This is a genomic window from Pseudomonas sp. M2 (assembly GCF_015751845.1).
GTDB lineage: Bacteria > Pseudomonadota > Gammaproteobacteria > Pseudomonadales > Pseudomonadaceae > Aquipseudomonas > Aquipseudomonas putida_E.
This window is the reverse complement of record NZ_JADOUD010000001.1, coordinates 256,711-282,788: the sequence shown is the minus strand read 5'-3', so window position 1 is coordinate 282,788 and position 26,078 is coordinate 256,711. Positions and strand designations below refer to the sequence as shown.

Here is a 26,078-nt window from a genome sequence, read left to right as displayed (position 1 = left end):
TTTTTGCTAGATGAGAGCTGACGGTACGTCGGCCCCGGTATCCCGTCTGGCGCTGAGTGAATCCTGGACGTTAAGCGATTTGGGCCCGCTTTGCGGCCCATCGCCGGCAAGCCAGCTCCCACAGTCCAGCGCAGGCCTCCTGAACTGCGCGGTCCGTGTAGGAGCCGGCTTGCCGGCGATGGGCTGCGTAGCAGCCCTGAAACGCTTAAGGGTAACCAATCAGATTGAACGTTTCAGCAATCCATCCCGTCGGTACTTCCAAGTCGTTCGCATTTGGAGGCACTACCCATGAAGTACCGCGCACTCGGCAACACTGGCCTGCTGGTTTCTGAACTGGTGGTCGGCACGGTCCCGTTCGGCGGGCGTGGCGCATTCGAAAAAACCGGCAGCGTGGACGTGGCACTGGCCCGGCGCATGTTCGACATGGCCTTCGACGCCGGGGTCAACCTGGTCGACACGGCAGACCTGTACTCCCACGGCCTGGCCGAAGAGATCGTCGGCCAGGCGCTGGGTGAGCGGCGCCAGTCGGTCATCCTCGCCACCAAGGCGCGCAGCCCGATGGGGGACAACCCCAACGACAGCGGCGCCTCGCGCTATCACCTGATCCGCGCCTGCGAAGCCAGCCTCAAGCGCTTGGGCACCGACCATATCGACCTCTACCAGATCCACAACTGGGACGGCATCACGCCTGTGGAAGAGACCCTGGCCGCCCTTGAGCACCTGGTGCAAAGCGGCAAGGTGCGTTACTTCGGCACGTCCAACTACACCGCCTGGCAGATGATGAAAACCCTCGGCAGTGCTCGGCTCAACGGTTGGCAGCAGCCGGTTTCCCAGCAGATCTACTACACCCCCGAAGCCCGTGAAGCGGAGTACGAACTGCTGCCGATGGCACTCGACCAGGGCCTTGCCACGCTGGTGTGGGGGCCGCTGGGGGAGGGCTTGCTGACCGGCAAGGTGCGGCGCGGGCAACAGACGCCGGCCGGTACCCGCCAAGGCAACGATTGGCCGGAACCCTACGTGCATGACAAGGAGCGGGCCTACGACATCATCGAGGCGCTGATCGAGGTGGGGCGCCGGCATGGCTGCTCACCGGCGCGGGTGTGCCTGGCCTGGCTCAAGGACCGACCAGGCATCACCAGTGTCATCACGGCCGGGCGGACGGCCGAGCAGTTGCACGACAACCTGCAGGCGGTGGAGCTGGTGCTGACAGGCCAAGACCTTGAACAGATCGAGCGGGTGACGCGGATCGCGCCGCAGTATCCGTACTGGCATCGCATCGCCGCGAAAATGGACCGCATCGACCCGGCGGAGGCGCCGTTCATTGCCCTGCATCGGCAAACGATGAAGCAGCACAAACCCTGATCCGCAATCAGCCCGATGTACCGATGGCCTGAGGCATGCAGGAAAGCTCGCTTTCAAACGGCAGGTCCGGCCCGGCCCTTGAACAGGTCACCGCCGCCGCCCCAATGGCGTAGGCCAGCATCGCATCGACCGTGTCGCGCGCCAGCATCGCCACACCCATCGGGCTGTCCGCACCCAGCCGAACCAGGCAGGCCAGCACGGCCGCCTGGAACGTATCCCCGGCCCCCACGGTGTCGCGAACCGGCAGTGAGCTGTCCGCCGGCCGGTGCCACGACCCGTGCGCACAATGCACGCTGGCACCCTCAGCCCCGTGGGTCACGAACACCAGCCGGCAGCGCTCGTTCAACCAGCCACGGGCTACCTCGCCAGCGTCGCGCCCCGGGTACAGCACCTGCAGGTCTTCCTCGCTGGCCTTGATCAGATGTGCATGCGCGGCAAACGCTTCAACGCGCCTGCGCCACAGCGCCACATCAGGCTGCGGATTCAGGCGTACGTTCGGGTCCAGGCTGATCAGCCGCTGGTCACGTTCGCGCTGCACCAGTGCCAGCAACGTGTCGGCCACGGGTGTCACCACCAGTGTGTATGACCCAACGTGCAGCCCGCGCACGCACTCATCCAGTACCGGCAGATGCTCAAGCCGCACCTGCCGGTCGGCGCAGCCTTCGCCGCGGAACTGGTACTGCGCCGAGCCGTTAGCATCCAGGCCGACCATGGCCAGGGTGGTGGGTGCATCGCTGGTCACCAGGTGCTGGCAATTCACGCCTTCTTCCTCCAGTACCCGGCGCAGGCGCGCGCCGAGGTGGTCGCTGGACAACCCGCCGAACAACCCTGCGGCAACGCCCAGCCTGCGCAGGCCGACGGCGACGTTGAACGGCGAACCGCCGGCAATCGCGGTAAAGCCCAGTTCTGCGCTGCGCGTGCTGTTTTCCAGGCTGAACACATCGAACAATGCCTCGCCACATACCAAATACATGAAGTTCTCCCAAACAGAAAAGCGTAAGGACAGTACCGCGATCAATGCGCAGGCAGGTGATCCAGGTAGCGTCTGTAGGCCACACCATAGGCGGCCTGCTGCGCCAGACGTGGCAGGGTGCGGGTGCTTTCGTCCAGCTCGACGCAGCGTTCGCACAGGGCCTGCAGGCTGTCGCCGTGGCCCAGTTGGCGGCCAAGGCTCCAGGCAGCCTGAATTGCCGCCCCCAGCGCGGCGGCTTCGGTCTGGCGCGGGCACACCACCGGCAGGCCGAGCAGATTGGCCAGTACCTGGCGCCACAGCTCGCTTTTTGCCGCTCCGCCCACCAGGCGGATTTCGCTGCCCTGCAGGCCGCTGGCGTGCAGCAGGTCCAGGCCATAGCGCAGGCTGAAGCAAGTGCCTTCGAGCACGGCCCGGCACAGGTTGGCGCGTGTCAGGTTGGCGCTGGTCATGCCATGCAGGCTGGCGCTGGCAGTGGGCAGCGCGGGTACCCGTTCGCCATCGAAGAATGGCAGCATCAACAGGCCTTCGGCACCGACCGGGGCTTGGGCGGCGAGGGCCGTGAAGCGGGTGAGGTCCAGCTCCAGCAGGTCACGTACCAGCGCGCAGGCGTTGGTCAGGTTCATCGTGCAGACCAAGGGCAGCCAGCCACCGCTGGAGGCGCAGAAGTTCGCCACCTCACCCTTGGGGTTGAACTGGGCATGGTCGGCGTAAGCTGCCAGGGTACCCGAGGTGCCCAGGCTGAGGGTGATCATGCCAGGGCTGATATTGCCGGTACCGATGGCGCTGAGCATGTTGTCGCCGCCGCCGGTGGCCACCCAGGCGTGAGGGTTCAGCCCCAGGCCTGCGGCGGCCTGCTCGCGCAGCGGGCCGACGCAGTCGCCAGGGGCGAGCAGCTCGGGCAGTGCCGCCAGCAGGCGCTCGCCCGGTTCGATGTGTTGCAGCACATCGGTTGCCCAGCTGTTGTGGTGCACGTTGTAGTAACCGGTGCCAGACGCATCGCCCGGCTCGCTGCAGGCGCGGCCTGTCAGCCAGTAATTGAGGTAATCGTGGGGCAGCAGCACATGGGCCAGGCGGGCGAACAGGTCGGGGAAGTGCCGTTTGCTCCACAGCAGCTTGGATACGGTATAGCCCGGCGCAATCACCAGCCCCAGGCGTTCGATCGAGCCTTGCGGGCCGCCGAGCGCGTTCAGCAGTGCCTGGTTTTCTGCCGTGGTTTCGGTGTCGCACCAGAGCTTGGCCGGGCGCAGTACCTGGCCTTGGGCGTCCAGCATCACCAGGCCATGCTGCTGGCCGGATACCGCCAGCGCACGGATGGCCTGGCCATCGACGCCGGCCTCATGCAGCGCGCCAGCGACTGCCGTGTGCAGGGCGGCTAGCCAGTCGGCCGGGTCCTGCTCGCGGCGCCCGTCGCGGCCCCGTGCAGGCGCGTGCGCGGCACTACCAAGGCCCAGCACCCGGCCGCTGCCGGCGTCCAGCACCAGCGCCTTGGTACCCTGGGTACCGCAATCAATGCCGAGAAACAGTCCGTCCATTGCGTGTGCTCCAGGTCAGTCGCCAAGCACTCGGCGCAGCGTCTCGCTCACGCCAACCTCACACAGGCTGTCATACAGGCGCTCGAAAGCGCTGACGAAGGCACCGGAGGCGGGGATGACCGTGCCAAATATCGTTTCGTCGCCCAGCACCCGGGCAGCCAGCCCGTCACGCTGCACCACCCGTGCCTGGCATTGGGCCGCGCGTGGGTCGGGGATGGCATAGGCGCTGCCCTGTTCGTCTACCCCGCCCAGGTACAGGGCCCAGGCCGCTACCACCAGGGCCACGCGGTCCAGCGGCTGGCCCTCGGCAATCAGCTGGTTGGCGGTGGGGACGATGTACTTGGGAAACTTCGATGAGCCGTCCGAGCACACCCGCTCCAGCTGGTCGGCGATGGCGCGGTTGGCGAAGCGCTCGGTGAGGCTGTCCTTGTAGCGTTCCAGGTCGATGCCCGGCGCCGGGGCAAGTTGCGGGGTCACGTCCAGGTCCATGAACGTGCGCATGTAGCGGCGCAGCAGTGGGTCGGCAAGGGTTTCGTGGACCAGGCGGTAGCCCTGCAGGAAGCCCAGGTAGGTCAGTGCCAGGTGGCTGCCGTTGAGCAGCTTGATTTTCATTTCTTCATAGGGCGTGACGTCGTCGGTGAACTGCACACCGACCTTTTCCCACGCCGGGCGCCCGGCTACGAATTTGTCTTCCACCACCCACTGCAGGAACGGCTCGCACACCACCGGCCAGGCATCCTCGACGCCGTGGCGCTCGAACAGTCGTTGGCGGTGGTCGCTGCTGGTCATTGGCGTGATGCGGTCGACCATGGCGTTGGGGAAGCTCACGTGCTCGCCTATCCAGTGGGCCAGGTCCGGGTCGAGCAGCCGGGCAAAGGCCAGCAGGGCCTTGCGCGCGACCGCGCCATTGTGCGGAAGGTTGTCGCAGGACATCACCGTGAACGGCCCCACGCCGGCCTCGCGGCGCCGCCGCAGGGCTTCGCAGAGAAAGCCGAACACGCCTTGCGGGGCCTGCGGGTTGGCCAGATCGTGCCGGACCTGCGCCAGGTCGGCGCGAAACTCGCCGGTGCTGTCGTCGATGCAGTAGCCGCCTTCGGTGATGGTCAGCGAGACGATGCGGACGCCGGGCTCGGCCAGTTTGGCCAGCAGCGCTTGGGCATCGTCCTCGGCCAAGAGCATGTCATTGAGGGCACCGATCACCCGCACTTCGGTGTCGGGTCGGTCGTCCAGCACGAACAGGGTGTACAGGTAGCCCTGCGCCGCCAGGGCGTCGCGCATGGCGCGGTCTTCGCTGCGCAGGCCGGCGCCGCAGATGGCCCAGTCCAGGCCTTCGCCGCGGTTCATCAGGGCGTCGGTGTAGGCCGCCTGATGGGCACGGTGAAACCCACCTACGCCAATGTGCACGATGCCCTGGCGCAGCTGCGAGGGCGCGTAGGAAGGGCGGGCGACCGTGGGCGCCAGCAGGTCGAGGTGGTGCGGGTCGAGTTTCATCGTGTACGTCCTCAGGCCGCTTGCTGCAGGCGTTTGTCCAGGGCTTGGCCGTTGCTGTCGAACAGGTGGCAGTGGCCTGGGTCGAAGGCCAGTTCCAGGGGCTCGCCGAAGGCCGGCGCAAAGTCGCCGCGCACCCGTACGGTGAGCATTTCCCCGGAGCCGGCACGTACATGGCAGTAGCTGTCACTGCCCAGGCGCTCACTGACGTCGGCGGTCACCTGCAGCAAGCCGGGTGTGCCGTGCCCGGCGCTGGCGATGTTCAGGTGCTCCGGGCGGATGCCCAGCGTCACGGGGCTGCCAGCGGGCAGGCCGTCTGTGCACAGTGCCAGGCTGACACGGGCGCCGCATTCAAGGGTGACCTCGCACGAGGTGCCCTGGCTGTGGCTCACGTGGCCGCGCAAAAAGCCCATTTTCGGGGTGCCGAGAAAGCCTGCGACGAACAGGTTGGCCGGGTGGTGGTACAGCTCCAGCGGCGAGCCGACCTGCTCGATGCGCCCGCCGTTGAGCACCACCACCTTGTCGGCCAGGGTCATCGCTTCGACCTGGTCGTGGGTCACGTAGATCATGGTCGCAGCCAGCTCCTGGTGCAGGCGCGCAAGCTCCAGGCGCATCTGCACGCGCAGGGCGGCGTCAAGGTTCGAAAGCGGCTCGTCGAACAGGAAAATCTTTGGGTTGCGCACGATCGCCCGGCCGATCGCCACCCGCTGGCGCTGGCCACCAGACAGTTGGCGGGGTTTGCGTTCAAGCAGCGGTTGCAGTTCGAGGATGCGCGCGGCGTTGTCGACTTTGGCCTGCACCTCACGCTTGTCCACGCCGGCCAGGTCCAGGGCGAACGACAGGTTCTTGCGTACGGTCATGTGCGGGTAGAGCGCGTAGGTCTGGAACACCATGGCCAGGTCGCGTTTGGCCGGGGCGGTGTCAGTGATGTCGACGCCGTCCAGGGTGATGTGGCCGCCGCTGACCTCCTCAAGGCCGGCGATCAGCCGCAGCAGTGTCGACTTGCCACACCCGGACGGGCCGACGAACACCACGAACTCACGGTCGCGCACCTCCAGGTCGATGCCCTTGATGATGGCGTGGCCATCGAAGCCTTTGTGCAGGTTGCGGATCTTCAGGTCAGCCATGGCGAATGTCCTCTGCGGCGGCCCGCAATAGGGGTGATTGAGCAGGTGTCGTGTGGGGGGCGGTTCATTTCACGGCGCCGAACGAAAGGCCGCGCACCAGCTGCTTCTGGCTGATCCAGCCGAAAATCAGGATGGGCGCGCAGGCCAGGGTCGAGACGGCCGAGAGCTTGGCCCAGAACAGCCCCTCCGGGCTTGAGTAGGAAGCCACCAGCGCGGTCAGTGGGGCGGCAGCCGAAGAGGTCAGGTTGAGCGACCAGAACGCCTCGTTCCAGCACAGGATCAACGACAGCAGCACGGTCGAGGCCAGCCCGCCGCGAGCGATCGGCAGCAACACGCGGACGATTTCCTGCCAGGTGCCGGCACCGTCCAGGCGCGCGGCTTCAAGGATGTCCACCGGGATGTCCTTGAAGTAGGTGTACACCATCCACACCACGATCGGCAGGTTGATCAGGGTGTAGACGATGATCAGCGCCAGGCGCGAGTCGAGCAGGCCGAACTGTTTGGCCAGCAGGTAGATCGGCATCAGCACGCCCACCGGTGGCAACATCTTGGTCGACAGCATCCACAGCAGCGTGCGCTTGGTATGGCGGGTTTCGAAAAAGGCCATGGAGTAGGCCGCCGGCACTGCGACAAGCATGCACAGCGCGGTCGCCGAGAAGGCGATCAGCACCGAATTCCAGGCGTAGGCGAAGTAGTCGCTGCGCTCGTTGATGTGCAGGTAGTTTTCCAGCGTTGGCGCGAAGATGAACTGTGGCGGTGTGGCGAAGGCGTCGAGCTCGGTCTTGAAGCTGGTCAGCAGCATCCAGAAGATCGGGAAGAAGATCACCAGGGCGATGCCCCAGCACAGCAGGCCGATCAATGCGTCGCGCAGGCGGCGGGTTTGCTTGAGTGGCAGCATGGCGGGCTCCTCAGCGGCGCTCGGTCAGGTTCTTGCCGATCATCCGTATCAGCACGATGGCGGCGATGTTGGCGATCAGCACGGCGATCAGGCCGCCGGCCGAGGCCATGCCGACGTCGAACTGCAGCAGCGCCTGGTTGTAGATCAGGTAGGCGAGGTTGGTGGACGCATAGCCCGGGCCGCCGCTGGTGGTGGTGAAGATTTCGGCGAACACCGACAGCAGGAAGATGGTCTCGATCATCACCACCACGGCAATCGGGCGGGCCAGGTGCGGCAGGGTCAGGTGCCAGAAGATCGCCAGCGGCCCGGCGCCATCCAGGCGCGCGGCTTCTTTCTGTTCCAGGTCCTGCGACTGCATGGCGGTCATCAGGATCAGGATGGCGAACGGCAGCCACTGCCAGGAGACGATCAGGATGATCGAGAGCAGCGGGTAGTGCGCCAGCCAGTCCACCGGCTGCGCGCCGAACAGCCTCCACACGGCCGCGAGGATGCCCGACACCGGGTGCAATATCAGGTTCTTCCACAGCAGCGCGCTGACCGTGGGCATGATGAAGAACGGTGAAATCAGCAGCACCCGCACCACGCCGCGCCCCCAGAACTCGCCGGCCTCCAGCAGCGCCGCGATGAGCACGCCGAACACCACGCTGATCGCCAGCACGCTGCCGACCAGGGTCAGGGTGTTCAGGGCGCCGGGCATGAAGCCTGGGTCGGTGACGAAGTACGCGAAGTTCTCCAGGCCTACGTACGCATTTTCGCCCGGGTACAGCAGGTTGTAGCGGATCAGCGAAAAATACAGGGTCATGCCCAAGGGTACGACCATCCACAACAGCAGCAGCGCCACCGAAGGGCTGACCAGGAACCAGCCCGGCCCGACGCGGCGTTTGCCGGGGCGTGCGGTGGCGAGGGTCGGGGTATCGAGGGCCGAAGTGTCCATGGCGACTCCGTGTGCAGCGAAAAGGGCGGACGGCAGCCGTCACCGCGCCAGGCGTTGGCGCGGCTCAGGCCACGGGTGGGCTACTTGGGATAACCGGCGCGCTTCATCTCGCGTTCGGTGGACTGCTGGGCGGCGGCAAGCACCTGGTCGACCTTCATCTGCCCGGTCAGGGCGGCGGAGAACAGCTTGCCGACCTGCGTCCCAATGGCCTGGAACTCGGGAATGGTCACCAACTGAATACCCACGTACGGCACGGGCTTGAGCGTGGGGTGGTTGGGGTCAACGCGCTTGAGCGACTCCAGCGTCACCTTGGCGAACGGCGCTGCGGCCAGGTAGGCGTCGCTGTAGGTAGAGGCGCGGGTGCCTGGTGGCACGTTGGCCACGCCTTCCTTGTCGGCCACCAGCTTGCCGTAGGCTTCGGATGTGGCCCAGGTGCTGAAGGCCTTCGCCGCGTCCTTGGCCTTGGAGCTGCTGGGGATGGCCAGCGCCCAGGAATACAGCCACGAGGCGCCCTTGTCGGTGACCTCTTTTGGCGCAAAGGTGAAGCCGACCTGGTCGGCGACCTTGCTCTGGGTCTTGTCGGTGACGAACGAGCCGGCAACGCTGGCATCGACCCACATCGCGCACTTGCCGCTGTTGAACAGTGCCAGGTTTTCGTTGAAGCCGTTGCTCGACGCGCCTGGCGGGCCGTACTGCTTCAAGGTGTCGACGTAGAAGTTCAGCGCGTTCTTCCACGCGCTGCCGGTGAATTCCGGCTGCCACTGTTCGTTGAACCAGCGTGCGCCAAAGGCATTGGCCACGGTGCCGATCAGCGCCATGTTCTCGCCCCAGCCGGCCTTGCCGCGCAGGCAGATGCCGTACTGGCCCTGGTCGGGGTGGTGGAGTTTGGCGGCAAATTCACCCAGCTGGGTCCAGGTCGGTTGCTCGGGCATGCTCAGCCCAGCGTTCTGGAACAGGTCCTTGCGGTAGTAGGTGATCGAGGCCTCGGCGTAGAAGGGCAGGGCGTACAGCGTGCCGTTGGCCGACAAGCCATTGCGCACAGACGGGAACACGTCGTCGAGGTTGTAATCGGCCGGCAGGTCCTTCATCGGCTCCAGCCAGCCTTTGGCGCCCCACAGTGCGGCTTCGTACATGCCGATGGTCAGTACGTCGAACTGCCCGCCCTGGGTGGCGATGTCGGTAGTCAGGCGCTGGCGCAGCACGTTCTCTTCAAGCACGACCCACTTGAGCCTGATGTCCGGGTGCTGCTCTTCGAACACCTTGGCCAGGCGCTGCATGCGGATCATGTCGTTGTTGTTGACCGTGGCGATGGTCAGCGTTTCGGCGCCCTGGGCCATTAGCGGCAGGCTGAGGCAGGCAGCGGCCAGGCAGGCCTTGATCGCGTCGTTCATCTATGAACTCCCTTACCGGGCCGGCTGACGGCACGGAAGACATTATTATTTTTGTGTCGCTGGCGCTGATTACACCCCCGCGTGGCGCAGCCCACAAAGCTTGGGCTGCACGCTGGCTGATACTTTTTTGCAGTTGTTGCGCTCAGTGATGGTTCTGCTCGGTCAGCCGCTGGATCACCAGGCTGCGATAGTCGGAGGGGGTCATGCCTTTGAGCTGTTGAAAGCGCCGGTTGAAATTGGACAGGTTGCTGAAGCCTGATTCGAAGCACACCCCGGTCACCGGCAGGTCGCTTTTGGCCAGCAGTTCGCAGGCCTTGCTGACCCGCAGGCGGTTGACGAACTCGACAAAACCGCGCCCGGCCGCCTGTTTGAAGAAGCGTGAGAAGTAGGTGGGGGTCATGCCCAGGTGCTCGGCCACTTCGTTCTGGGTCAAGTCCTGGGCGTAGTGCTGGAAGATGTAGTTCACCGCCCGGTTGATGCGCTCGACGTTGTGCTCGTCAGCCAAATGCGAGGAGGTGACTGTGGACAACAACTGGTAGTCCTCGCAGCCGGCCAGCTGTTCCATGAGGATAAAAAAGTATCCAAGGCGGGTCATGCCGCGGCTGTGCGCGATGCGTTGCAACAATTGGCGGCTCTCGGCGATCAGCGTGGGGTCACGGAACTCGATGCCGTAGTGTGCGCGGGCCAGCAACGGGCTGAGCTGGTGCAGTTCAGAAAATGCCCGGCTGCCGCTGTGCAGAACCTCGTCCGTGAAATTGACCAGCATGTCGCGCTGGCTGAATACCTCCCCGGGGCCGGCCTGGCTGATCCAGTTGTGCGGCAGGTTGGGCCCTGTGAGGAAAAGCGTGTTCGGCGCGAAGCTGCCGATGTAGTCGCCGATGAACACTTTGCCGGCGCTGGCCACGATCAGGTGCAGTTCGTATTCCTTGTGGAAATGCCAGCGCACCAGCGGGCTGGGAAAGCCATGCTGGCGGTAGATCAGAGAGTCGCCCTCGTGATCGTCCATCAACTCGTAGGACGGGTCGGTGACTTTGCTCGTTCTGGGCATGGCGCTGCTGGGCTCCGAAGGACGAAGTACCATCGTAGCCTGAACAGGGCAGGTGTCACAGGCCGCCAAGCGCGCCCGCGCTTGCGCTATGATTGGCGCTTCTGTCTCTGGAACCTCCCTGGATGAGCAAGCCCGGTCAAATGGTGCTGATCGCGTTGCGCAAGATGATCGCCTCGGGCGAACTGGCGGCTGGCGCGCGGCTGATGGAAGTGCCTACCGCCGAACGGTTCGGCGTCTCACGCATGCCCGTACGCATGGCGTTTCGTACCCTGGAGCAGGAGGGCTTGCTGGTGCGTTGCGGCGGCCGTGGCTTCCAGGTGCGTTCGGTCAGCGCCGACGACATTGCCGGCGCGGTGGAGGTGCGCGGTGTGCTCGAAGGCCTGGCTGCCCGCCAGGCCGCTGAGCGCGGCCTGCTGCCCGCGGCGCGCGAGGCGCTGCAGCGCTGCCTGGTCGAAGGCGACCTGTTGTTCGACAAGGGGTATGTGACCGAAGAAGACTTGCACGCCTATCACGACCTGAACATGCGCTTTCACCAGGTGATCGTCGAGGCCAGCCACAACCCGGCCATCGCCGATGCCCTGGCGCGCAACGACCACTTGCCGTTCGCTTCGGTCACTGCGCTGGCGGTGGACCGTCACGACCTTGCCCGTGAATTCCGGCGCTTCAACTTCGCGCACATGCAGCACCATGCGGTGTTCGATGCGCTCACCCACGGCCAGGGTGCCCGCGCCGAGGCGATCATGCGCGAACATGCCAATGCCACGTTGCGCTATGCCGAAACCTTTGGCGCGGCCACGGCGGACGAGGGCATGAAGGTGATCCTGCCCTCGTCCTGAGGCGTTTTACAGGTCCAGTACCAGCAGGGGCGTCTTCGCCCGCGAACAGCACGGCGTGAACTGGTCGTTCAGGGCCTGTTCCTGCTCGGTGAGGAACAGGTCGCGGTGCTCTGGCGTGCCCTGCAGCACACGCGTCAGGCAGGTGCCGCAAATACCCTGTTCACAGGAGACGGCGATCTCGATGCCGTGGCGTTCCAGCACCTGCACCACGCTCTGGTCGGCCGGCACCTCGAACACTTGGCCGGTGCTGCCTACCTGCACCGAGAAGCTGCCGCCGTCGCTGTTTGCAACCGGCGCTGCGGCGAAGTACTCGCGGTGCAGGTTGGCCTGCTGCCACCCCAGCTGCTTGGCAGTGTCCAGCACGTGCTGCATGAAGCCGCCAGGCCCGCACACGTAAAGGTGCACATCGCCCTGCGGGCTGCCCAGCACTTGGGCGATGTCCAGGGCGGTCTCCGGCTGCTCGTCAAAATGTACGAACAGGCGGTCAGCGAAGGGTGCGGCGCGCAGGCGCTCGACAAAGGCTGCGCGGTCGCTGGAGCGTGCACAGTAGTGCAATTCGAAATCGTCGCCGTTGCAGGCCAGTTGCTCCGCCATGCACAGCAGGGGCGTGATGCCGATGCCACCGGCGAACAACAGGCTGCGCCGGGCGCCCTGGGCCAGCGGGAACAGGTTGCGTGGGGCGCTGATGCGCAGGCGGTGGCCAGCCTGCACCTGCTGGTGAAGGCTGCGCGAACCGCCGCGTGAGGCGGGGTCGTTGAGCACGCCGATCAGGTAGCGGTGGCGTTCTGCTGGGTGGTTGCACAGGGAATACTGGCGCACCAGCCCGTCCGGCAGGTGCACATCGATGTGCGCGCCGGCGCTGAAGGGCGGCAGTGGGCTGCCATCGGCGGCCGCCAGCTCGAAGCTGCAGATGCCCTGGGCTTCGTCGTTGCGGGATACCACTACGGCATCGATCATGGCGCGGGCTCCTCAGGCGGGGGTGGTGTGGGTGGCGATCACGTGCGGTTTGGGCGCGTGCTCTTTGGCGATCAGCCGCTCCAGCACCTTGCGCGCCTGTACGCCGCCGGCGTCGATGTTGAGCTTGAGCAGGTTGCGCTCGGGGTAGGCGAGCAGGTTCTGCTGCTGGCGTTCGAGCATTTCCAGGTCTTCGCTGAAAATCTTGCCCTGGCCTTCGCGGATGCTCGCGGTCAGGGCCTGATCGTGGGCGGCAAAATTGCGCGCCATGCCCCAGAAGTACCAGATCGAGGTGTCGCTCTCGGGGGTGATGAAATCGACCACGATGCTCGAGGCCTTGTGCTCGGCCGGGGCGTGGTAGCCGCCGTGGCCTGCATGGGCCACGCCCACCTCGATCAGTACATGGCTGGGCGGGGTGAAGCGGCAGATCTGCCAGCGGTCCACCGGCACGTCATCGGCCAGGCCGTTGCCGCGCAGGGCCATGCGCCAGAAGGGCGGCGGCATGATGTTTTCCATGTGCCGGGCGGTGACCACTTCGTCGCCGCTCACCGTGGTGGCGGGGGGCGCCTCGTCGATTTCCTTCTGGCCGATGCTGGAGGCGTGCACATAGGTTTCATGGGTGAGGTCCATGAGGTTGTCGATCATCAGGCGGTAATCGCAACCGATGTGGAACAACCCGCCGCCATAGGCCCATTCGTCGCTGGCCGCCCACGGCAGGTGCGGGATCAGGGCCGGGTCAGCCTGGGTTTGGTCACCGGGCCAGACCCAGATGAAGCCATGGCGCTCGACCACGGCGAAGGCCTTGTTGCAGGGGAAGCCCCGCACCCGTTGGCCAGGCATGGCGACGGCTTTGCCATCACAGCCCATGACCAGCCCGTGGTAGCCGCACACCAGGTTGCCGTTTTCGACAAAGCCCAGCGACAAGGGCGCGCCGCGGTGCGGGCAAAAGTCTTCTACGGCGGCGACGCGGTTTTCGTTGGCGCGGTAAAACACGATCTTTTCCCCGCAAATCTGCCGGCCCAAGGGTTTCTCGGCGATTTCGTCAGGGGTGCAGGCGACGTACCAGGTGTTTTTCGGGTACATGAAGGACCTCCAATTGTTGTTGTTGTTTAATGGATCCATTAAGGCCTGAGCTGAAAGGCTGGTCAATGGTTAATCCCAACAAAAATTGGAGGCTGTGCGATTATCGTACTCTTAATGGATCCATTTGGCGGATTGGGGATGAATGGCCCTATTCCTTGTAAATTTTCGTCAGCAGCCGCAGCAGTTCTGTGCGCTCGGCTTCTTCAAGGCTGCCAGTAGCCTCCCGATCGCTGTCGCTGGCGATCTGTTTGAGCTCCTTGAGCATCGCTTCGCCCGACTTGCTCAAGAAAATCCCGTAAGAGCGCTTGTCCGGCTTGCACCGCACTCGCACGGCCAGCGCACGCTCTTCCAGTTTGTTCAGCAGCGGCACCACCTGCGGCGGCTCGATCGCCAAGGCGCGCGCCAGGTCCGCCTGCATCAGGCCCGGGTTCTGCTCGATGATCGCCAGCGCAGAGAACTGCGCCGGGCGCAGGTCGTAGGCCGCCAGCCGGCTGATCAGGTGCTGGAACAGCTTCAGCTGGGCGCGGCGCAACGCGTAACCGAGCAGGTCCTCAAGGACCGTGTCGCCAGGGGGCGTGGGCAGGGAAGCGGTGTCGTCGGTTCGGGCAGACCTTGCCATCGGATTGCATGCTCCTGTGTCATGAGTAAGAAAGTTACCCAGTTTGCCTGCGCTGGCTCAATCCGGCTAGTGAAGCTCAGGCTAAAAAGCTTCTCAACCGGCTGGAAGGCAAAGATAATTTTCATAATAGTTAATTGACATAACTAATTTGCCGGATTAGTTTGATGGTCACCACCTCGAACAACAAGAGTGCAGAACCATGAGCAAATACGAAGGCCGCTGGACCACCGTGAAGGTCGAACTGGAGTCGGGCATCGCCTGGGTAACCCTCAACCGCCCGGAAAAACGCAATGCCATGAGCCCCACCCTGAACCGGGAAATGGTCGACGTGCTGGAAACCCTGGAGCAGGACGCCGACGCCGGCGTGCTGGTGCTGACCGGGGCCGGTGAGTCGTGGACTGCAGGCATGGACCTCAAGGAATACTTCCGCGAGGTCGACGCCGGCCCCGAAATCCTTCAGGAAAAAATCCGCCGTGAAGCCTCGCAATGGCAATGGAAGCTGCTGCGCATGTACGCCAAGCCGACCATCGCCATGGTCAACGGCTGGTGCTTCGGCGGCGGTTTCAGCCCACTGGTGGCCTGCGACCTGGCCATCTGCGCCGACGAGGCCACCTTCGGCCTGTCGGAAATCAACTGGGGCATCCCGCCCGGCAACCTGGTCAGCAAGGCGATGGCCGATACCGTTGGCCATCGCCAGTCGCTGTACTACATCATGACCGGCAAGACCTTCGGCGGTACCAAAGCCGCCGAGATGGGCCTGGTCAACGAGAGCGTACCGCTGGCCCAGCTGCGCGAGACGACCCGCGAGCTGGCGCTGAACCTGCTGGAGAAGAACCCAGTGGTGCTGCGTGCAGCCAAGAACGGCTTCAAGCGTTGCCGCGAACTGACCTGGGAGCAGAACGAAGACTACCTCTACGCCAAACTCGACCAGTCCCGCCTGCTGGACACCGAGGGCGGTCGCGAGCAGGGCATGAAGCAGTTCCTCGACGACAAGTCCATCAAGCCGGGCCTGCAGGCTTACAAACGCTGAGGGCCGGGGCGGGCTGTGCCGCCACTGGCCACAGCCTGCGGATATTTCTCTACAACCACAACAAGAGGGATGAGCATGTTGCAGGTGCCTTTGCTGATTGGCGGGCAGTCGCGCCCCGCCAGCGATGGACGAACCTTCCAGCGTTGCAACCCGGTCACCGGTGAGGTGGTGTCGCAAGCCGCTGCCGCCACGCTGGCCGATGCCGATGCCGCGGTGGCCGCCGCCAGCGCAGCGTTCCCGGCCTGGGCCGCGCTGGCGCCCGGTGAGCGGCGCAGCCGCTTGCTGGCCGGCGCCGACCTGCTGCAGGCGCGGGCTGCCGAGTTCATCGCCGCGGCCGGCGAAACCGGGGCCATGGCCAACTGGTATGGCTTCAACGTGAAGCTGGCCGCCAACATGCTGCGCGAAGCTGCGGCCATGACCACGCAGATTACCGGTGAGGTCATCCCCTCGGATGTGCCCGGCAGCTTCGCCATGGCCCTGCGCGCCCCGTGCGGTGTGGTGCTGGGCATCGCGCCGTGGAACGCCCCGGTGATCCTCGCCACGCGGGCCATCGCCATGCCGCTGGCCTGTGGCAACACCGTAGTGCTCAAGGCCTCCGAGGTCAGCCCGGCGGTGCACAGGCTGATCGGCCAGGTGCTCCACGATGCAGGCTTGGGCGATGGCGTGGTCAATGTGATCAGCAATGACCCGGCCGATGCGCCCGCCATCGTCGAGCGGCTGATCGCCAACCCTGCGGTGCGCCGCGTCAATTTCACCGGCTCCACCCAGGTGGGGCGCATTGTCGGCGAGCTGGCTGCACGGCACCTGAAACCTGCCTTGCTCGAACTGGGCGGCAAGGCGCCGCTGTTGGTGCTCGATGACGCCGACCTGGACGCCGCCGTCGAAGCTGCAGCGTTTGGGGCCTACTTCAACCAGGGCCAGATCTGCATGTCCACCGAGCGCCTGGTGGTCGACAACCGCATCGCCGACACCTTCGTCGACAAGCTGGCGGCCAAGGTCGGCGGGCTGCGCGCAGGTGACCCGCAGGTGAGCACGTCGGTGCTCGGTTCGCTGGTCAGCGGTGCGGCCGGCGAGCGCATCAAGGCGCTGATCGACGATGCCGTGGCCAAGGGCGCACGCCTGGTATGCGGCGGCCAGCTGGACGGCAGCATTTTGCAGCCCACCCTGTTGGACAACGTCGACGCAAGCATGCGCCTGTACCACGAAGAGTCCTTCGGGCCGGTGGCAGTGGTGCTGCGCGCCGAGGGCGATGAAGCCTTGCTGACGCTGGCCAACGACTCCGAGTTCGGTTTGTCGTCGGCCATCTTCAGCCGCGACACCAGCCGTGCGCTGGCCTTGGCCCAGCGTGTGGAGTCGGGTATCTGCCACATCAACGGCCCGACCGTGCATGACGAGGCGCAGATGCCCTTCGGTGGGGTCAAGGCCAGCGGCTACGGCAGCTTCGGCAGCCGCACCGCCATCGATCAATTCACCCAGCTGCGCTGGGTCACCCTCCAGCATGGCCCCAGGCATTACCCCATCTAGGCAACGCGCACCATCGGCCGCCGCCCGCACCGCCGGGCGGCGGCAGGCTGTACAACAATAACAAGGAGCAACCTGCGTGAATAACCAAGCCCGCACAGGGGCGACCGCCCCTGGTCAAAGCCCGCGCTACCGGCAGGTGTCCATCGGGCATCCCCAGGTGCAGTTCAGCGAGGCCGACGGCATCCTGCGCATGCAGGCCGTCGAGCCCCTGGCGCCGCTGCCGGCGCGCCTGCTTGACCGGCTGCTGCACTGGGCCGCACAGCGCCCGGACACCACCTTCATTGCCGCGCGTCAGCCCGACGGTGCCTGGCGCACAATCACCTACGCGCAGATGCTCGTGCAGGTACGTACCATCGCCGCCAACCTGCTGGGCTTTGGCCTGAGCGCCGAGCGGCCGCTGGCGCTTTTTTCCGGCAACGATATCGAGCACCTGCAGATCGCCTTGGGCGCCATGTACGCCGGCATCCCGTATTGCCCGGTGTCGCCGGCCTACGCGCTACTGTCCCAGGACTTTGCCAAGCTGCGGCATGTGTGCGAGGTACTGACGCCGGGGTTGGTGTTCGCCACCGACACCCAGCCGTTCCAGCGTGCCTTCGACGCCGTGCTGGACCCATCGGTGGCGGTGGTGAGCGTGCGCGGCCAGGCCGCCGGCCGCCGGCACCTGAGCTTCGACAGCCTGCTGCAGCCGGGCGACCTTGCGCCAGCCGATGCGGCGTTTGCCGCTACCGGGCCCGACACCATCGCCAAGTTCCTCTTCACCTCCGGCTCCACCAAGCTGCCCAAGGCGGTCGTCACCACCCAACGCATGCTGTGCGCCAACCAGCAGATGCTGTTGCAGACCTTCCCGGTGTTCGCTGAAGAGCCGCCGGTGCTGGTGGACTGGCTGCCGTGGAACCACACCTTCGGCGGCAGCCACAACCTGGGCATCGTGCTGTACAACGGCGGCAGCTTCTACCTGGACGCCGGCAAGCCCACCCCGCAAGGCTTCGGCGAAACCTTGCGCAACCTGCGCGAGATTTCCCCCACCGCCTACCTGACCGTGCCCAAGGGCTGGGAAGAACTGGTCAAGGCGCTGGAGCAGGACGCACAGTTGCGTGAAGTGTTCTTTGCCCGCATGAAGCTGTTCTTCTTCGCCGCAGCCGGGCTTTCACAAAGCGTGTGGGACCGCCTGGACCGCATTGCCGAGCAGCACTGTGGCGAGCGTATCCGCATGATGGCTGGCCTTGGCATGACCGAAGCGGCGCCATCCTGCACGTTCACCACCGGGCCATTGTCTCTGGCAGGCTACGTGGGCTTGCCGGCACCGGGGTGCGAAGTGAAGCTGGTGCCGCTGGACGGCAAGCTGGAGGCGCGCTTTCGCGGCCCGCACATCATGCCCGGCTACTGGCGTTCGCCGCAGCAAACGGCCGAGGCGTTCGATGACGAGGGCTTTTACTGCTCGGGCGATGCCTTGAAGCTCGCCGATGCGCAGCAGCCCGAACAGGGCCTGATGTTCGATGGGCGTATTGCCGAAGACTTCAAGTTGTCGTCGGGGGTGTTCGTCAGTGTCGGGCCGCTGCGTAACCGTGCGGTGCTCGAAGGCTCACCCTATGTGCAGGACATCGTGGTGGCTGCGCCGGACCGCGAATGCCTGGGCATCCTGGTGTTCCCGCGTCTGCCCGAATGCCGGCAACTGGCCGGGCTACCGGCTGCGGCCAGCGATGCCGAAGTGCTCGGCAGCGGCGCGGTGCGCAGCTGGTTCGCCGCTTGGCTGGAGCGCCTGAACCGTGACGCCCAGGGCAACGCCAGCCGGATCGAATGGTTGTCACTGCTGGTAGAGCCGCCATCGATCGACGCCGGGGAGATCACCGACAAAGGCTCGATCAACCAGCGTGCGGTGTTGCAGCGCCGGGCTGACAAGGTAGAGGCGCTGTACCGTGGCGAAGACCCAACCGTGCTGCCCGCGCAGGCGCGCCCGTGAGCAGCGCCGGGCTGTGCACTGTGTTCGACGATGTGGCCATCGTGCAGATGGTGCGCACGCCGTGGGTCGACCTCGGCGGTGCGCTCGCCGCGGTTTCACCGATCGACCTGGGCATCAAGGCCGGGCGGGCGGTGCTGGCGCGCGCCGGCATCAGCCCGCAGGCGGTGGACAGCGTGCTGGCCGGCAGCATGGCCCAGGCCAGTTTCGATGCGTACCTGCTGCCGCGCCATGTCGGGCTGTACTGCGGGGTGCCGCAAGCCGTGCCCGCGCTGGCAGTGCAGCGCATCTGCGGCACCGGCCTCGAGCTGCTGCGCCAGGCCGGGGAGCAGTTGCGCAGTGGTGTGCAGCAGGTGCTGTGCGTTGGCGCCGAGTCGATGTCGCGCAACCCGATCGCGGCGTATGAACACCGTGGCGGCTTTCGCCTTGGCGCGCCGGTAGGGTTCAAGGATTTTCTCTGGGAGGCGTTGTACGACCCGGCTGCCGGGGTGGACATGATCGGTACCGCAGAAAACCTGGCCCGCGCGCATGGCCTGAGCCGAGAGGCGGTGGATGCCTGGGCGCTGCGCAGCCATCAGCGTGCGCTGCAAGCCCAGCAGCAGGGCTGGTTCGACGAGGAAATCGTCGAGGTCACGGCAGAGGCTTTCAGCGCCGAAGGCTGCCTGCCACGTGGCATCGAACTGCCACGCGGCGTGGCCCACGTCAGCCACGACAGCCACCCGCGGCCGACCGATGCCACAGCGCTGGCCCGCCTGCGTGCGGTGCACGCCGGTGGCGTGCAAACCGCCGGCAACAGTTGTGCAGTGGTCGATGGCGCGGCGGCGGCGTTGGTGACGCGTTTTTCCGCGTGCACCCAGCCACCGTTGGCACGCTTGCTGATGGCCACGGCCGTGGGCGTGCCCCCCAGCACCATGGGCATTGGGCCGGCCCCGGCCATTGCCTTGCTGCTCGAACGCAGTGGCCTGCGCCTGGAGCAGATCGACCGCTTCGAAATCAACGAAGCGCAAGCCGCCCAGGTACTGGCAGTGGCCCAAGCGCTGCAACTGGATGTGGAAAAACTCAACGTGCATGGCGGTGCCATCGCCCTGGGCCACCCCTTGGCTGCCACCGGCCTGCGCCTGGTGCACACCCTGGCCCGTCAGTTGCGCCAGGGCAACCTGCGTTATGGCATCGCTGCGGCCTGCATCGGCGGCGGCCAAGGCATGGCGGTGCTGATCGAAAACCCCCACTTCGCGGCTTGAATCCGAGGACTCCCATGGCTTGGAAGGCTCCCCTGCAGGACATGCAATTCGTGCTGGAGCATTGGCTGAGGGCCGAGCAGGCCTGGCAGCAGTTGCCGGCCTACGCCGACGTCGATCTCGAACTGGCCCTGCAGGTGCTGCAGGAGGCCGCCCGCTTCAGCGAACAGGCACTGGCGCCGTTGAATGCACTGGGCGACCGCCAGGGCTGCCACCTGGAGCAGGGCAGGGTGCGCACACCGGACGGCTTTGCGGCGGCCTATCGGGCTTACGTGGACGGCGGCTGGCCGGCGCTGGCCTGCGAGCCCCGGTTCGGCGGCCAGGGCTTGCCGTTGGTGCTGGATGCGGCGGTTCAGGAGATGCTCTTTGCCAGCAACCATGGCTGGGCCATGTACACCGGCATCGCCCATGGCGCCTACCTGTGCCTTAAGGCCCATGGCAGCGACCAATTGCAGGCGCGTTACCTGCCCGGCATTGTCAGCGGCGCAAGCCTGCCCACCATGTGCCTGACCGAGCCGCAGGCCGGCAGTGACCTTGCCTTGCTGCGCTGTCGTGCCGAACCGCTGGGCGACGGCAGCTACGCGGTCACCGGCAACAAGCTGTTCATTTCCGGGGGCGACCACGACCTGACCCGCGACATCCTGCACCTGGTGCTGGCGCGTTTGCCCGATGCACCGGCAGGCAGCCGTGGGCTGTCATTGCTGCTGGTGCCCAACGGGTTGGAGGGCGGTGTGGGCAACGGGGTGCAGTGCGATGGCCTTGAGCACAAACTGGGCATTCGCGGCAGCGCCACCTGTGCGCTGCGCTTCGAGGGGGCCAAGGGCTGGCTGGTGGGGCAGGCGCACGGTGGCCTGGCGGCCATGTTCGTGATGATGAATTCCGCCAGGTTGCACGTCGGCCTGCAAGGGTTGGGGCACGCCGAAGCGGCTTGGCAACTGGCCCGTGACTACGCACTGGAGCGTCGCCAGATGCGCGCCCCCGGGCATTCGCCGGGCGCCGCTGCCGACCCCATCCACCTGCACCCCGCCATGCGCCTTACGCTACTGGAGTTGCGGGTGCGCACCGAAGGCATGCGCAGCCTGGGATACTGGACGGCGCACTGGCTGGATGTGGCCGACGCCTCTAGTGACCCTGCCCAGCGTGCCAAAGCGTCGACACTGGCGGCGTTGCTGACGCCGATCATCAAGGCGGCGTTCACCGACTATGGTTTCAGCCTGTCGAGCAAAGCGCTGCAGGTGTTTGGCGGCTATGGCTACACCTGCGAATTCCCCATCGAGCAGGTGCTGCGCGACAGCCGGATTGCGATGATCTACGAAGGCACCAACGAAATTCAGGCCAACGACCTGTTGTTGCGCAAAGTGCTGGGCGATAGTGGTGAAGGCTTTGCGCTGCTGCTGGGCGAGCTGCGTGCCGAGGCCGGGGCCGGCCAGGGCGGCGCTGCCGAGGCGCTCGGTATGGTCTGCGACCGGTTGCAAGGGGTGGTTGCCGAGGTCGAGCGTAGTGCTGCGCACGGCCCGGAATACCCCTACCGCGCGGCCGGGGCGTTCCTGCAGTTGTGCGCCACGGCACTGCAGGCCTTTGCCTGGGCCCGCACCGTTCGCTGCCTCGAGGCGTTGCCGGCCGATGCGTCGCTACGGCGCGAGAAGCACGAAAGCGCCACCTTCTTTTTCAACTATCTGCTGCCAGACTTCGACCGGCAGGTGGCAGCCGTCGAGGCGGCCGCCTGCCCATTGCCGTTCATTGGCGAACCGTTCTGAACCCCACGTGCGAGGTCGCGATAAAGGCCGGCTGAGGCTGGCGCGCCGAGGGCCGGTAACGCATGCACAGGTCTGCCGAGCACAGGTGCGAGCCGCCTTTGATCACCGCCACCGGTATGCCCGGCTCGGCGGGGTCGTAGCTTTCGCTCAAGGCGGGGCCGGGCGGGTCCAAGGCCGCGTCGCGTTGCGCATCGTGGCCCGGGCGATAACCGGTGCGGGTCAGCTCCCAGACATTGCCCCCCGCATCGAACACGCCGAACCGGTTGGCCGGGAAGCAGCCCACCGGTGAGGTACCGGTGAAGCCGTCAGCGGCCGTGTTGTTGTAGGGGAACTGGCCCTGCCAGGTGTTGGCCATCAGCTTGCCCTTGGGCAGCTCAGTCTTGCCCCAACTGAAGTCGGCATCTTCCAGCCCGCCACGCATGGCGTATTCCAGTTGCGCTTCGCTGGGCAGGGCACGGCCAGCCCAGCGCGCGTAGGCTTGTGCATCTTCCAGTGTCACTTGCACCACCGGGTGGTTTTCAAGCCCTGCCAGGTCACTGCCAGGGCCCTGCGGGTGTCGCCAGCTGGCCCCTGGCACAAACTGCCAGCCCGGGTTGAGCACCTTCGGCCCCTGCTGGAACACCATTGCGCCCGGCACGCGCAGCGTGTCGGGCAGGGTGGGGTCCACCTCGGCGCTGATGCCCCGTTCAGCCTGTGTAAGGTAACCGGTAACTGCCACGAACCGGGCGAACTGGGCGTTGGTGACCGGGTGCCGGTCGACCCAGAAGCCCGACACCTTTGCCGCGTGTGGCGGGCCTTCTTCATCGTAGAAACGGTCGGAACCGAAGGTGAACGCGCCGCCCGGCACGTGCACCATGCCATCGTGCCTGGCGGGCAAGCCGCTGTAGCCCTCGCACAGCAGTACCGGCGCCGGGGCTTGTGGCCAGGCGCCGTAGGCCACGGCGAGTAAGCCGGCGGCGACCAACGCGCAACCGGCTACCCGCGCAATCATGGCTTGCTGGCCAGGGGCATGGCGGGGCTTGCCGGGCGCCCGTCAGCGTCGATGGCGATATTGCTGCGTTGGGCATAGGCCTTCCAGTCGCGCAGCAGGTCGCTCACCTGCTGGGGGTGTGCGGCTGCGATGTCATGGTGCTCGCCAGGGTCGTTGCTCAGGTCGTACAGGTGCCAGGCCGGGGTGCCATCGGTGGCATCCCACAGCAGTTTCATCGGCCCTTTGCGCAACGAGGCGCTGCCGTTGATTTCCCAGCCCAGGGCCTCGTCATGGGCGTGGATCCGGGTGTCCTTGCCTTGCAGGTAGTCCAGCGCCGAGGTGCCCTGCGGCGGAACGATGGCGCGGTCGCGGTAGTTGATGCCGGGCATCGGCGCGCCGGCCAGTTGCAGCAGCGTCGGCATGATGTCCCTGACACTGGCCAGTTCATCGCTGCGCCCGGCCTTGATGGTGGCCGGGTGGTAAACGAAGGCGGGCACGCGGATGCCGCCCTGGTAGGTGGTCATCTTGTAGCGGCGGCTGGGCAGGGCGCTGACCTGGGCCCAGGCCGAGCCGATCATCAGGAACGAATCACGCCGCCCGTAGTTGGCCAGGCGGGTATCGAAGTTTTCCTTGATCCAGTTGGGGTCGACGCGGGTGGCATTTTCCGGCCCGTTGTCGGACATGAACAGCACCAGCGTGTTGTCCAGTTCACCGGTTTTGCGCAGGTGGTCGACCAGGCGCCCGACCTCGGCATCCAGGGCCGCCACCATGGCCGCGTAGACCTCCATGGTGCGCGCTGATTGCTGTTGCTGCTGTTTTGTCAGCGATGCCCAGCCCGGTACGCCCTCCAGTTGCGGCTCCAGCGGGAAGTCCGCTGGCACCAGCCCGGCCTTGCGCTGACGCGCCAGGCGCTCGCGGGCAATTACCTCATAGCCTTGGTCGTAGCGGCCGCGGTATTGCGCCAGGTATTCATCCGGCGCCTGCAAGGGCCAGTGCGGCGCGGTGTAGGCGGCAAAGGCAAAGAAGGGTTTGTTGCTGGCCTTGCCGTCGTCGATGGCGGCGATGAGGCGGTCGGTGAACCAGGTCGTGGAGTAAAAGTCGTCGGGCAGTTCGATGGGCTCGCCATTGTGGCGGAAGGTCGAGCTGTAGTTGGGCTGCAGCGCCATGTTGGCCTGCTTGAAATGCGCAGCGCCCCCTTCGAGCAGCACGTAGGCCTGGTCGAAACCACGGTTCTGGGGCTGCTGCGCGGGCTGCATGCCCAGGTGCCATTTGCCGGAGATGTAGGTGCGATAGCCAGCATCGTGCAGCAGTTCTGCCAGGGTGGCGACATTGCTGCCCAGGACCCCTTCGTAACCGGCGCGCACCTGAGCGCCGGCCGGCAAGCGTTTGCGTGCTTCGGCCATCATGCCCAGCCCGGCCAGGTGCGGGTCGTTGCCAGACATCAGCATGGCGCGGGTAGGGGAGCAGCTTGGCGCGGCATGGAAGTCCAGCATCAGGCGGCCGTCGTTCAGCAGTTTGTCCAGGTTGGGCGTCTGGATTTCGCTGCCCAGTGCCGACAGGTCCGAGAAACCGAGGTCGTCAGCAACAATCAGCAGAATGTTTGGTTGTTTAACGGTTGGCGAGGCCAGGGCCTGGCTTGCGCCGAGCATGAGCAAGCCGAGAGCAGCAAGAGGTTTGAGGCAGTTCATGAGGATGCTCTTTTTGTTTTGATTAGAGTCGTGGCGGCGTGCCCGCAAGGTAGAGAGCCCGCAACGTCCATGGTAACGGCCATTTCTACGGCTGCGCAGGCGCCTGTGAAAAAAACGTTCGATAAACGAACGCTGGATCTGCCTGATATCAGGTAGTTTCACTCGCCCTATTGACGGCAAGATGGTTAACAAAAATAATCGTTAACAGAGTTATCCAATTTCATAAAAACAAGTAAAGGGAAATTCTGATGACCAGGCCGTTGAACCGGTGGTGGGTGCCCGTTGTACTGCTTTCGATAGGCCAATGCGTGCAGGCGGCCAGTCCACTTGAACAGAGCCGGCCAGGCCGGCCCGGCGCGCCTCGCTGGGTCGAGGACTATCGGTTCCTGGATACCCCGGCCAAGGCCAGCGACCCGTTCGATGGGGTGCGCTACCATCGCTTGTCCGAGTCGGCCTGGCTGCAGCTGGGGGCCGAAGCCCGTTACCGGGCCGATGTATTCAACAAGCCTTTTTTCGGCTTGCGCGGGTTGAACGACGACTCCTATTTGATGCAGCGCTTGCAGGCGCACGCCGACCTGCATCTGTTCGATGATGCTGTGCGCACCTTCGTCCAGGTGGAGAACACCCGGGCGTTCGACAAGGACCTGTACTCCCCAAATGATGAAAGCCGCAATGAAGTGCGCCAGGCCTTCGTCGATTTCAACCATGATTTTGCCCAGGGGCGTTACACCACCCGCATCGGCCGCCAGGAGATGGGGCTTGGCGACCAGGCTTGGGTCACCTACCGGGACTCGCCCAACATCCGCCTGAGCTTCGACGGCGTGCGCGCCAGCCTCAACCTCAAGGACGGCCGCAAGCTCGACGCCTTCGCGTTTCGGCCGCTCAAGACCGGCGAGGACAGCTGGGACGATGGCAGCAACAATGCAGTCAAGTTCTATGGCCTGTATGGCACCTTGCCGCTGACGGCGGCCTGGAACATCGACCTGTTCGCCTTCGGCCTTGAAACCGATGACCGCAGCCTGGCCGGTGAAGCGGGCGACGAGCAACGCTATACCTTTGGCACGCGGGTGTTTGGCCGCCAGCAGGCGCTGGACTGGAGCTGGAACCTGGCCGGGCAGACCGGGCACCTGGGCAATGCCTCGATTCGTGCCTGGGCGCTGTCCAGCGATACCGGCTACACCTTCGCGCACGCCTGGCAGCCCCGGCTGGGCATGCGCATCGACGCCGCCAGCGGTGACCGCGAGCTGGGCGATGGCAAGGTCAACACCTTCGACCCGCTGTTCCCGCGCAACGGCGTTTATGGTGAGGCCAGCCTGACCACCTTGAGCAACATCATCGTGGTGGGGCCGACGTTCGGCTTTTCACCTTGGCGTACCTTGCGCTTCGAACCGGGCGTCTTCGAAGTGTGGAAGCAGCGTGCAGAAGACGGTGTGTACATGCCCGGCATGAGTATGTTGGCCAATACCCGTGGCACCGGGCGCCATGTGGGCACCATCTACCGTGCCAACACCCGTTGGCTGGCAACACCCAACCTGACCCTGGACGTCGACCTGAAGTACTACGACGTCAGTTCCGCCATCAAGGACGCCGGAGGGGAAGATTCTTCGTTCATCTCGTTACGTGCCACGTTCAGGCTTTGATCCTAACCCAACGCATAACAACAAAAGGG

The 26,078-nt window shown here is 65.5% G+C and carries 21 protein-coding genes; 8 read left to right on the top strand and 13 right to left on the bottom strand.

Features of this window, described 5'->3' with window-relative positions:
- The first annotated feature begins 288 nt into the window (after nucleotides 1-288).
- The gene (locus IWW33_RS01455; RefSeq protein ID WP_115275212.1) at nucleotides 289-1,362 is read left to right on the top strand and encodes an aldo/keto reductase; all 1,074 of its coding nucleotides are present in this window, start codon (nucleotides 289-291) and stop codon (nucleotides 1,360-1,362) included.
- Nucleotides 1,363-1,369: 7 nt separating this feature from the next.
- Here the strand turns inward: IWW33_RS01455 and IWW33_RS01450 are convergent, their stop codons facing one another.
- From IWW33_RS01450 to IWW33_RS01415, 8 genes are all read right to left on the bottom strand, one after another.
- A complete protein-coding gene (locus tag IWW33_RS01450; RefSeq protein ID WP_174141718.1) occupies nucleotides 1,370-2,335 on the bottom strand; it encodes a carbohydrate kinase in 966 nt (321 codons plus the stop codon).
- A 41-nt stretch (nucleotides 2,336-2,376) separates the two neighbouring features.
- Complete coding sequence (gene xylB / locus IWW33_RS01445) at nucleotides 2,377-3,867, bottom strand: xylulokinase (protein ID WP_174141719.1); 1,491 nt, start codon at nucleotides 3,865-3,867, stop codon at nucleotides 2,377-2,379.
- A gap of 15 nt (nucleotides 3,868-3,882) precedes the next feature.
- Nucleotides 3,883-5,358 carry a mannitol dehydrogenase family protein gene (locus IWW33_RS01440; protein ID WP_119688722.1) on the bottom strand — a complete coding sequence of 492 codons (1,476 nt, stop codon included), beginning with the start codon at nucleotides 5,356-5,358 and terminating at the stop codon, nucleotides 3,883-3,885.
- Between the two features lie 11 nt (nucleotides 5,359-5,369).
- Nucleotides 5,370-6,482 carry a sn-glycerol-3-phosphate ABC transporter ATP-binding protein UgpC gene (gene ugpC, locus IWW33_RS01435; RefSeq protein WP_046785651.1) on the bottom strand — a complete coding sequence of 371 codons (1,113 nt, stop codon included), beginning with the start codon at nucleotides 6,480-6,482 and terminating at the stop codon, nucleotides 5,370-5,372.
- Nucleotides 6,483-6,546: 64 nt separating this feature from the next.
- Nucleotides 6,547-7,380 carry a carbohydrate ABC transporter permease gene (locus tag IWW33_RS01430; RefSeq protein ID WP_012313928.1) on the bottom strand — a complete coding sequence of 278 codons (834 nt, stop codon included), beginning with the start codon at nucleotides 7,378-7,380 and terminating at the stop codon, nucleotides 6,547-6,549.
- A 10-nt stretch (nucleotides 7,381-7,390) separates the two neighbouring features.
- A complete protein-coding gene (locus tag IWW33_RS01425; protein WP_046785650.1) occupies nucleotides 7,391-8,314 on the bottom strand; it encodes a sugar ABC transporter permease in 924 nt (307 codons plus the stop codon).
- Nucleotides 8,315-8,394: 80 nt separating this feature from the next.
- Nucleotides 8,395-9,705: a sugar ABC transporter substrate-binding protein gene (locus tag IWW33_RS01420; protein ID WP_115275206.1), complete on the bottom strand. Its 1,311-nt coding sequence runs from the start codon at nucleotides 9,703-9,705 to the stop codon at nucleotides 8,395-8,397.
- Between the two features lie 142 nt (nucleotides 9,706-9,847).
- Entirely contained in the window at nucleotides 9,848-10,753 is a 906-nt protein-coding gene (locus IWW33_RS01415; protein ID WP_174141721.1) for an AraC family transcriptional regulator, read from the bottom strand.
- 122 nt (nucleotides 10,754-10,875) lie between these two features.
- Between IWW33_RS01415 and IWW33_RS01410 the strand changes: the two genes are divergently transcribed.
- Nucleotides 10,876-11,589, top strand: coding sequence for a GntR family transcriptional regulator (locus IWW33_RS01410; RefSeq protein WP_174141723.1), 714 nt, complete (start codon nucleotides 10,876-10,878; stop codon nucleotides 11,587-11,589).
- Nucleotides 11,590-11,595: 6 nt separating this feature from the next.
- Here the strand turns inward: IWW33_RS01410 and IWW33_RS01405 are convergent, their stop codons facing one another.
- The 3 genes from IWW33_RS01405 to IWW33_RS01395 all read right to left on the bottom strand — a co-directional run bounded on the left by IWW33_RS01405 (nucleotide 11,596) and on the right by IWW33_RS01395 (nucleotide 14,245).
- The gene (locus IWW33_RS01405) at nucleotides 11,596-12,546 is read right to left on the bottom strand and encodes a PDR/VanB family oxidoreductase (protein WP_174141725.1); all 951 of its coding nucleotides are present in this window, start codon (nucleotides 12,544-12,546) and stop codon (nucleotides 11,596-11,598) included.
- A 12-nt stretch (nucleotides 12,547-12,558) separates the two neighbouring features.
- Nucleotides 12,559-13,626 carry an aromatic ring-hydroxylating dioxygenase subunit alpha gene (locus IWW33_RS01400; protein ID WP_174141726.1) on the bottom strand — a complete coding sequence of 356 codons (1,068 nt, stop codon included), beginning with the start codon at nucleotides 13,624-13,626 and terminating at the stop codon, nucleotides 12,559-12,561.
- Between the two features lie 148 nt (nucleotides 13,627-13,774).
- Nucleotides 13,775-14,245, bottom strand: coding sequence for a MarR family transcriptional regulator (locus IWW33_RS01395; RefSeq protein ID WP_046785644.1), 471 nt, complete (start codon nucleotides 14,243-14,245; stop codon nucleotides 13,775-13,777).
- Between the two features lie 199 nt (nucleotides 14,246-14,444).
- Between IWW33_RS01395 and IWW33_RS01390 the strand changes: the two genes are divergently transcribed.
- The 5 genes from IWW33_RS01390 (at nucleotide 14,445) to IWW33_RS01370 (ending at nucleotide 21,751) form a co-directional block, all read left to right on the top strand.
- A complete protein-coding gene (locus IWW33_RS01390) occupies nucleotides 14,445-15,275 on the top strand; it encodes a p-hydroxycinnamoyl CoA hydratase/lyase (protein WP_039604652.1) in 831 nt (276 codons plus the stop codon).
- Between the two features lie 75 nt (nucleotides 15,276-15,350).
- Entirely contained in the window at nucleotides 15,351-16,799 is a 1,449-nt protein-coding gene (locus IWW33_RS01385) for an aldehyde dehydrogenase (RefSeq protein ID WP_174141728.1), read from the top strand.
- A gap of 76 nt (nucleotides 16,800-16,875) precedes the next feature.
- A complete protein-coding gene (locus tag IWW33_RS01380) occupies nucleotides 16,876-18,759 on the top strand; it encodes a feruloyl-CoA synthase (protein WP_119688726.1) in 1,884 nt (627 codons plus the stop codon).
- Complete coding sequence (locus IWW33_RS01375) at nucleotides 18,756-19,997, top strand: thiolase family protein (RefSeq protein WP_174141730.1); 1,242 nt, start codon at nucleotides 18,756-18,758, stop codon at nucleotides 19,995-19,997. Before IWW33_RS01380 ends, IWW33_RS01375 begins: the two co-directional genes overlap by 4 nt.
- A 14-nt stretch (nucleotides 19,998-20,011) precedes the next feature.
- Nucleotides 20,012-21,751, top strand: coding sequence for an acyl-CoA dehydrogenase (locus IWW33_RS01370; protein WP_174141732.1), 1,740 nt, complete (start codon nucleotides 20,012-20,014; stop codon nucleotides 21,749-21,751).
- Here IWW33_RS01370 and IWW33_RS01365 read toward each other — a convergent pair.
- A complete protein-coding gene (locus IWW33_RS01365; protein WP_161872452.1) occupies nucleotides 21,732-22,742 on the bottom strand; it encodes a formylglycine-generating enzyme family protein in 1,011 nt (336 codons plus the stop codon). The genes IWW33_RS01370 and IWW33_RS01365 overlap by 20 nt on opposite strands.
- Nucleotides 22,739-24,409, bottom strand: coding sequence for an arylsulfatase (locus IWW33_RS01360; protein WP_174141734.1), 1,671 nt, complete (start codon nucleotides 24,407-24,409; stop codon nucleotides 22,739-22,741). Before IWW33_RS01360 ends, IWW33_RS01365 begins: the two co-directional genes overlap by 4 nt.
- Nucleotides 24,410-24,657: 248 nt before the next feature.
- On the opposite strand from IWW33_RS01360, the gene IWW33_RS01355 reads away from it, so the two are divergent.
- Nucleotides 24,658-26,049, top strand: a complete 1,392-nt coding sequence (locus IWW33_RS01355; protein ID WP_174141736.1) for an alginate export family protein — start codon at nucleotides 24,658-24,660, stop codon at nucleotides 26,047-26,049.
- The last annotated feature ends 29 nt before the right edge of the window (nucleotides 26,050-26,078 follow it).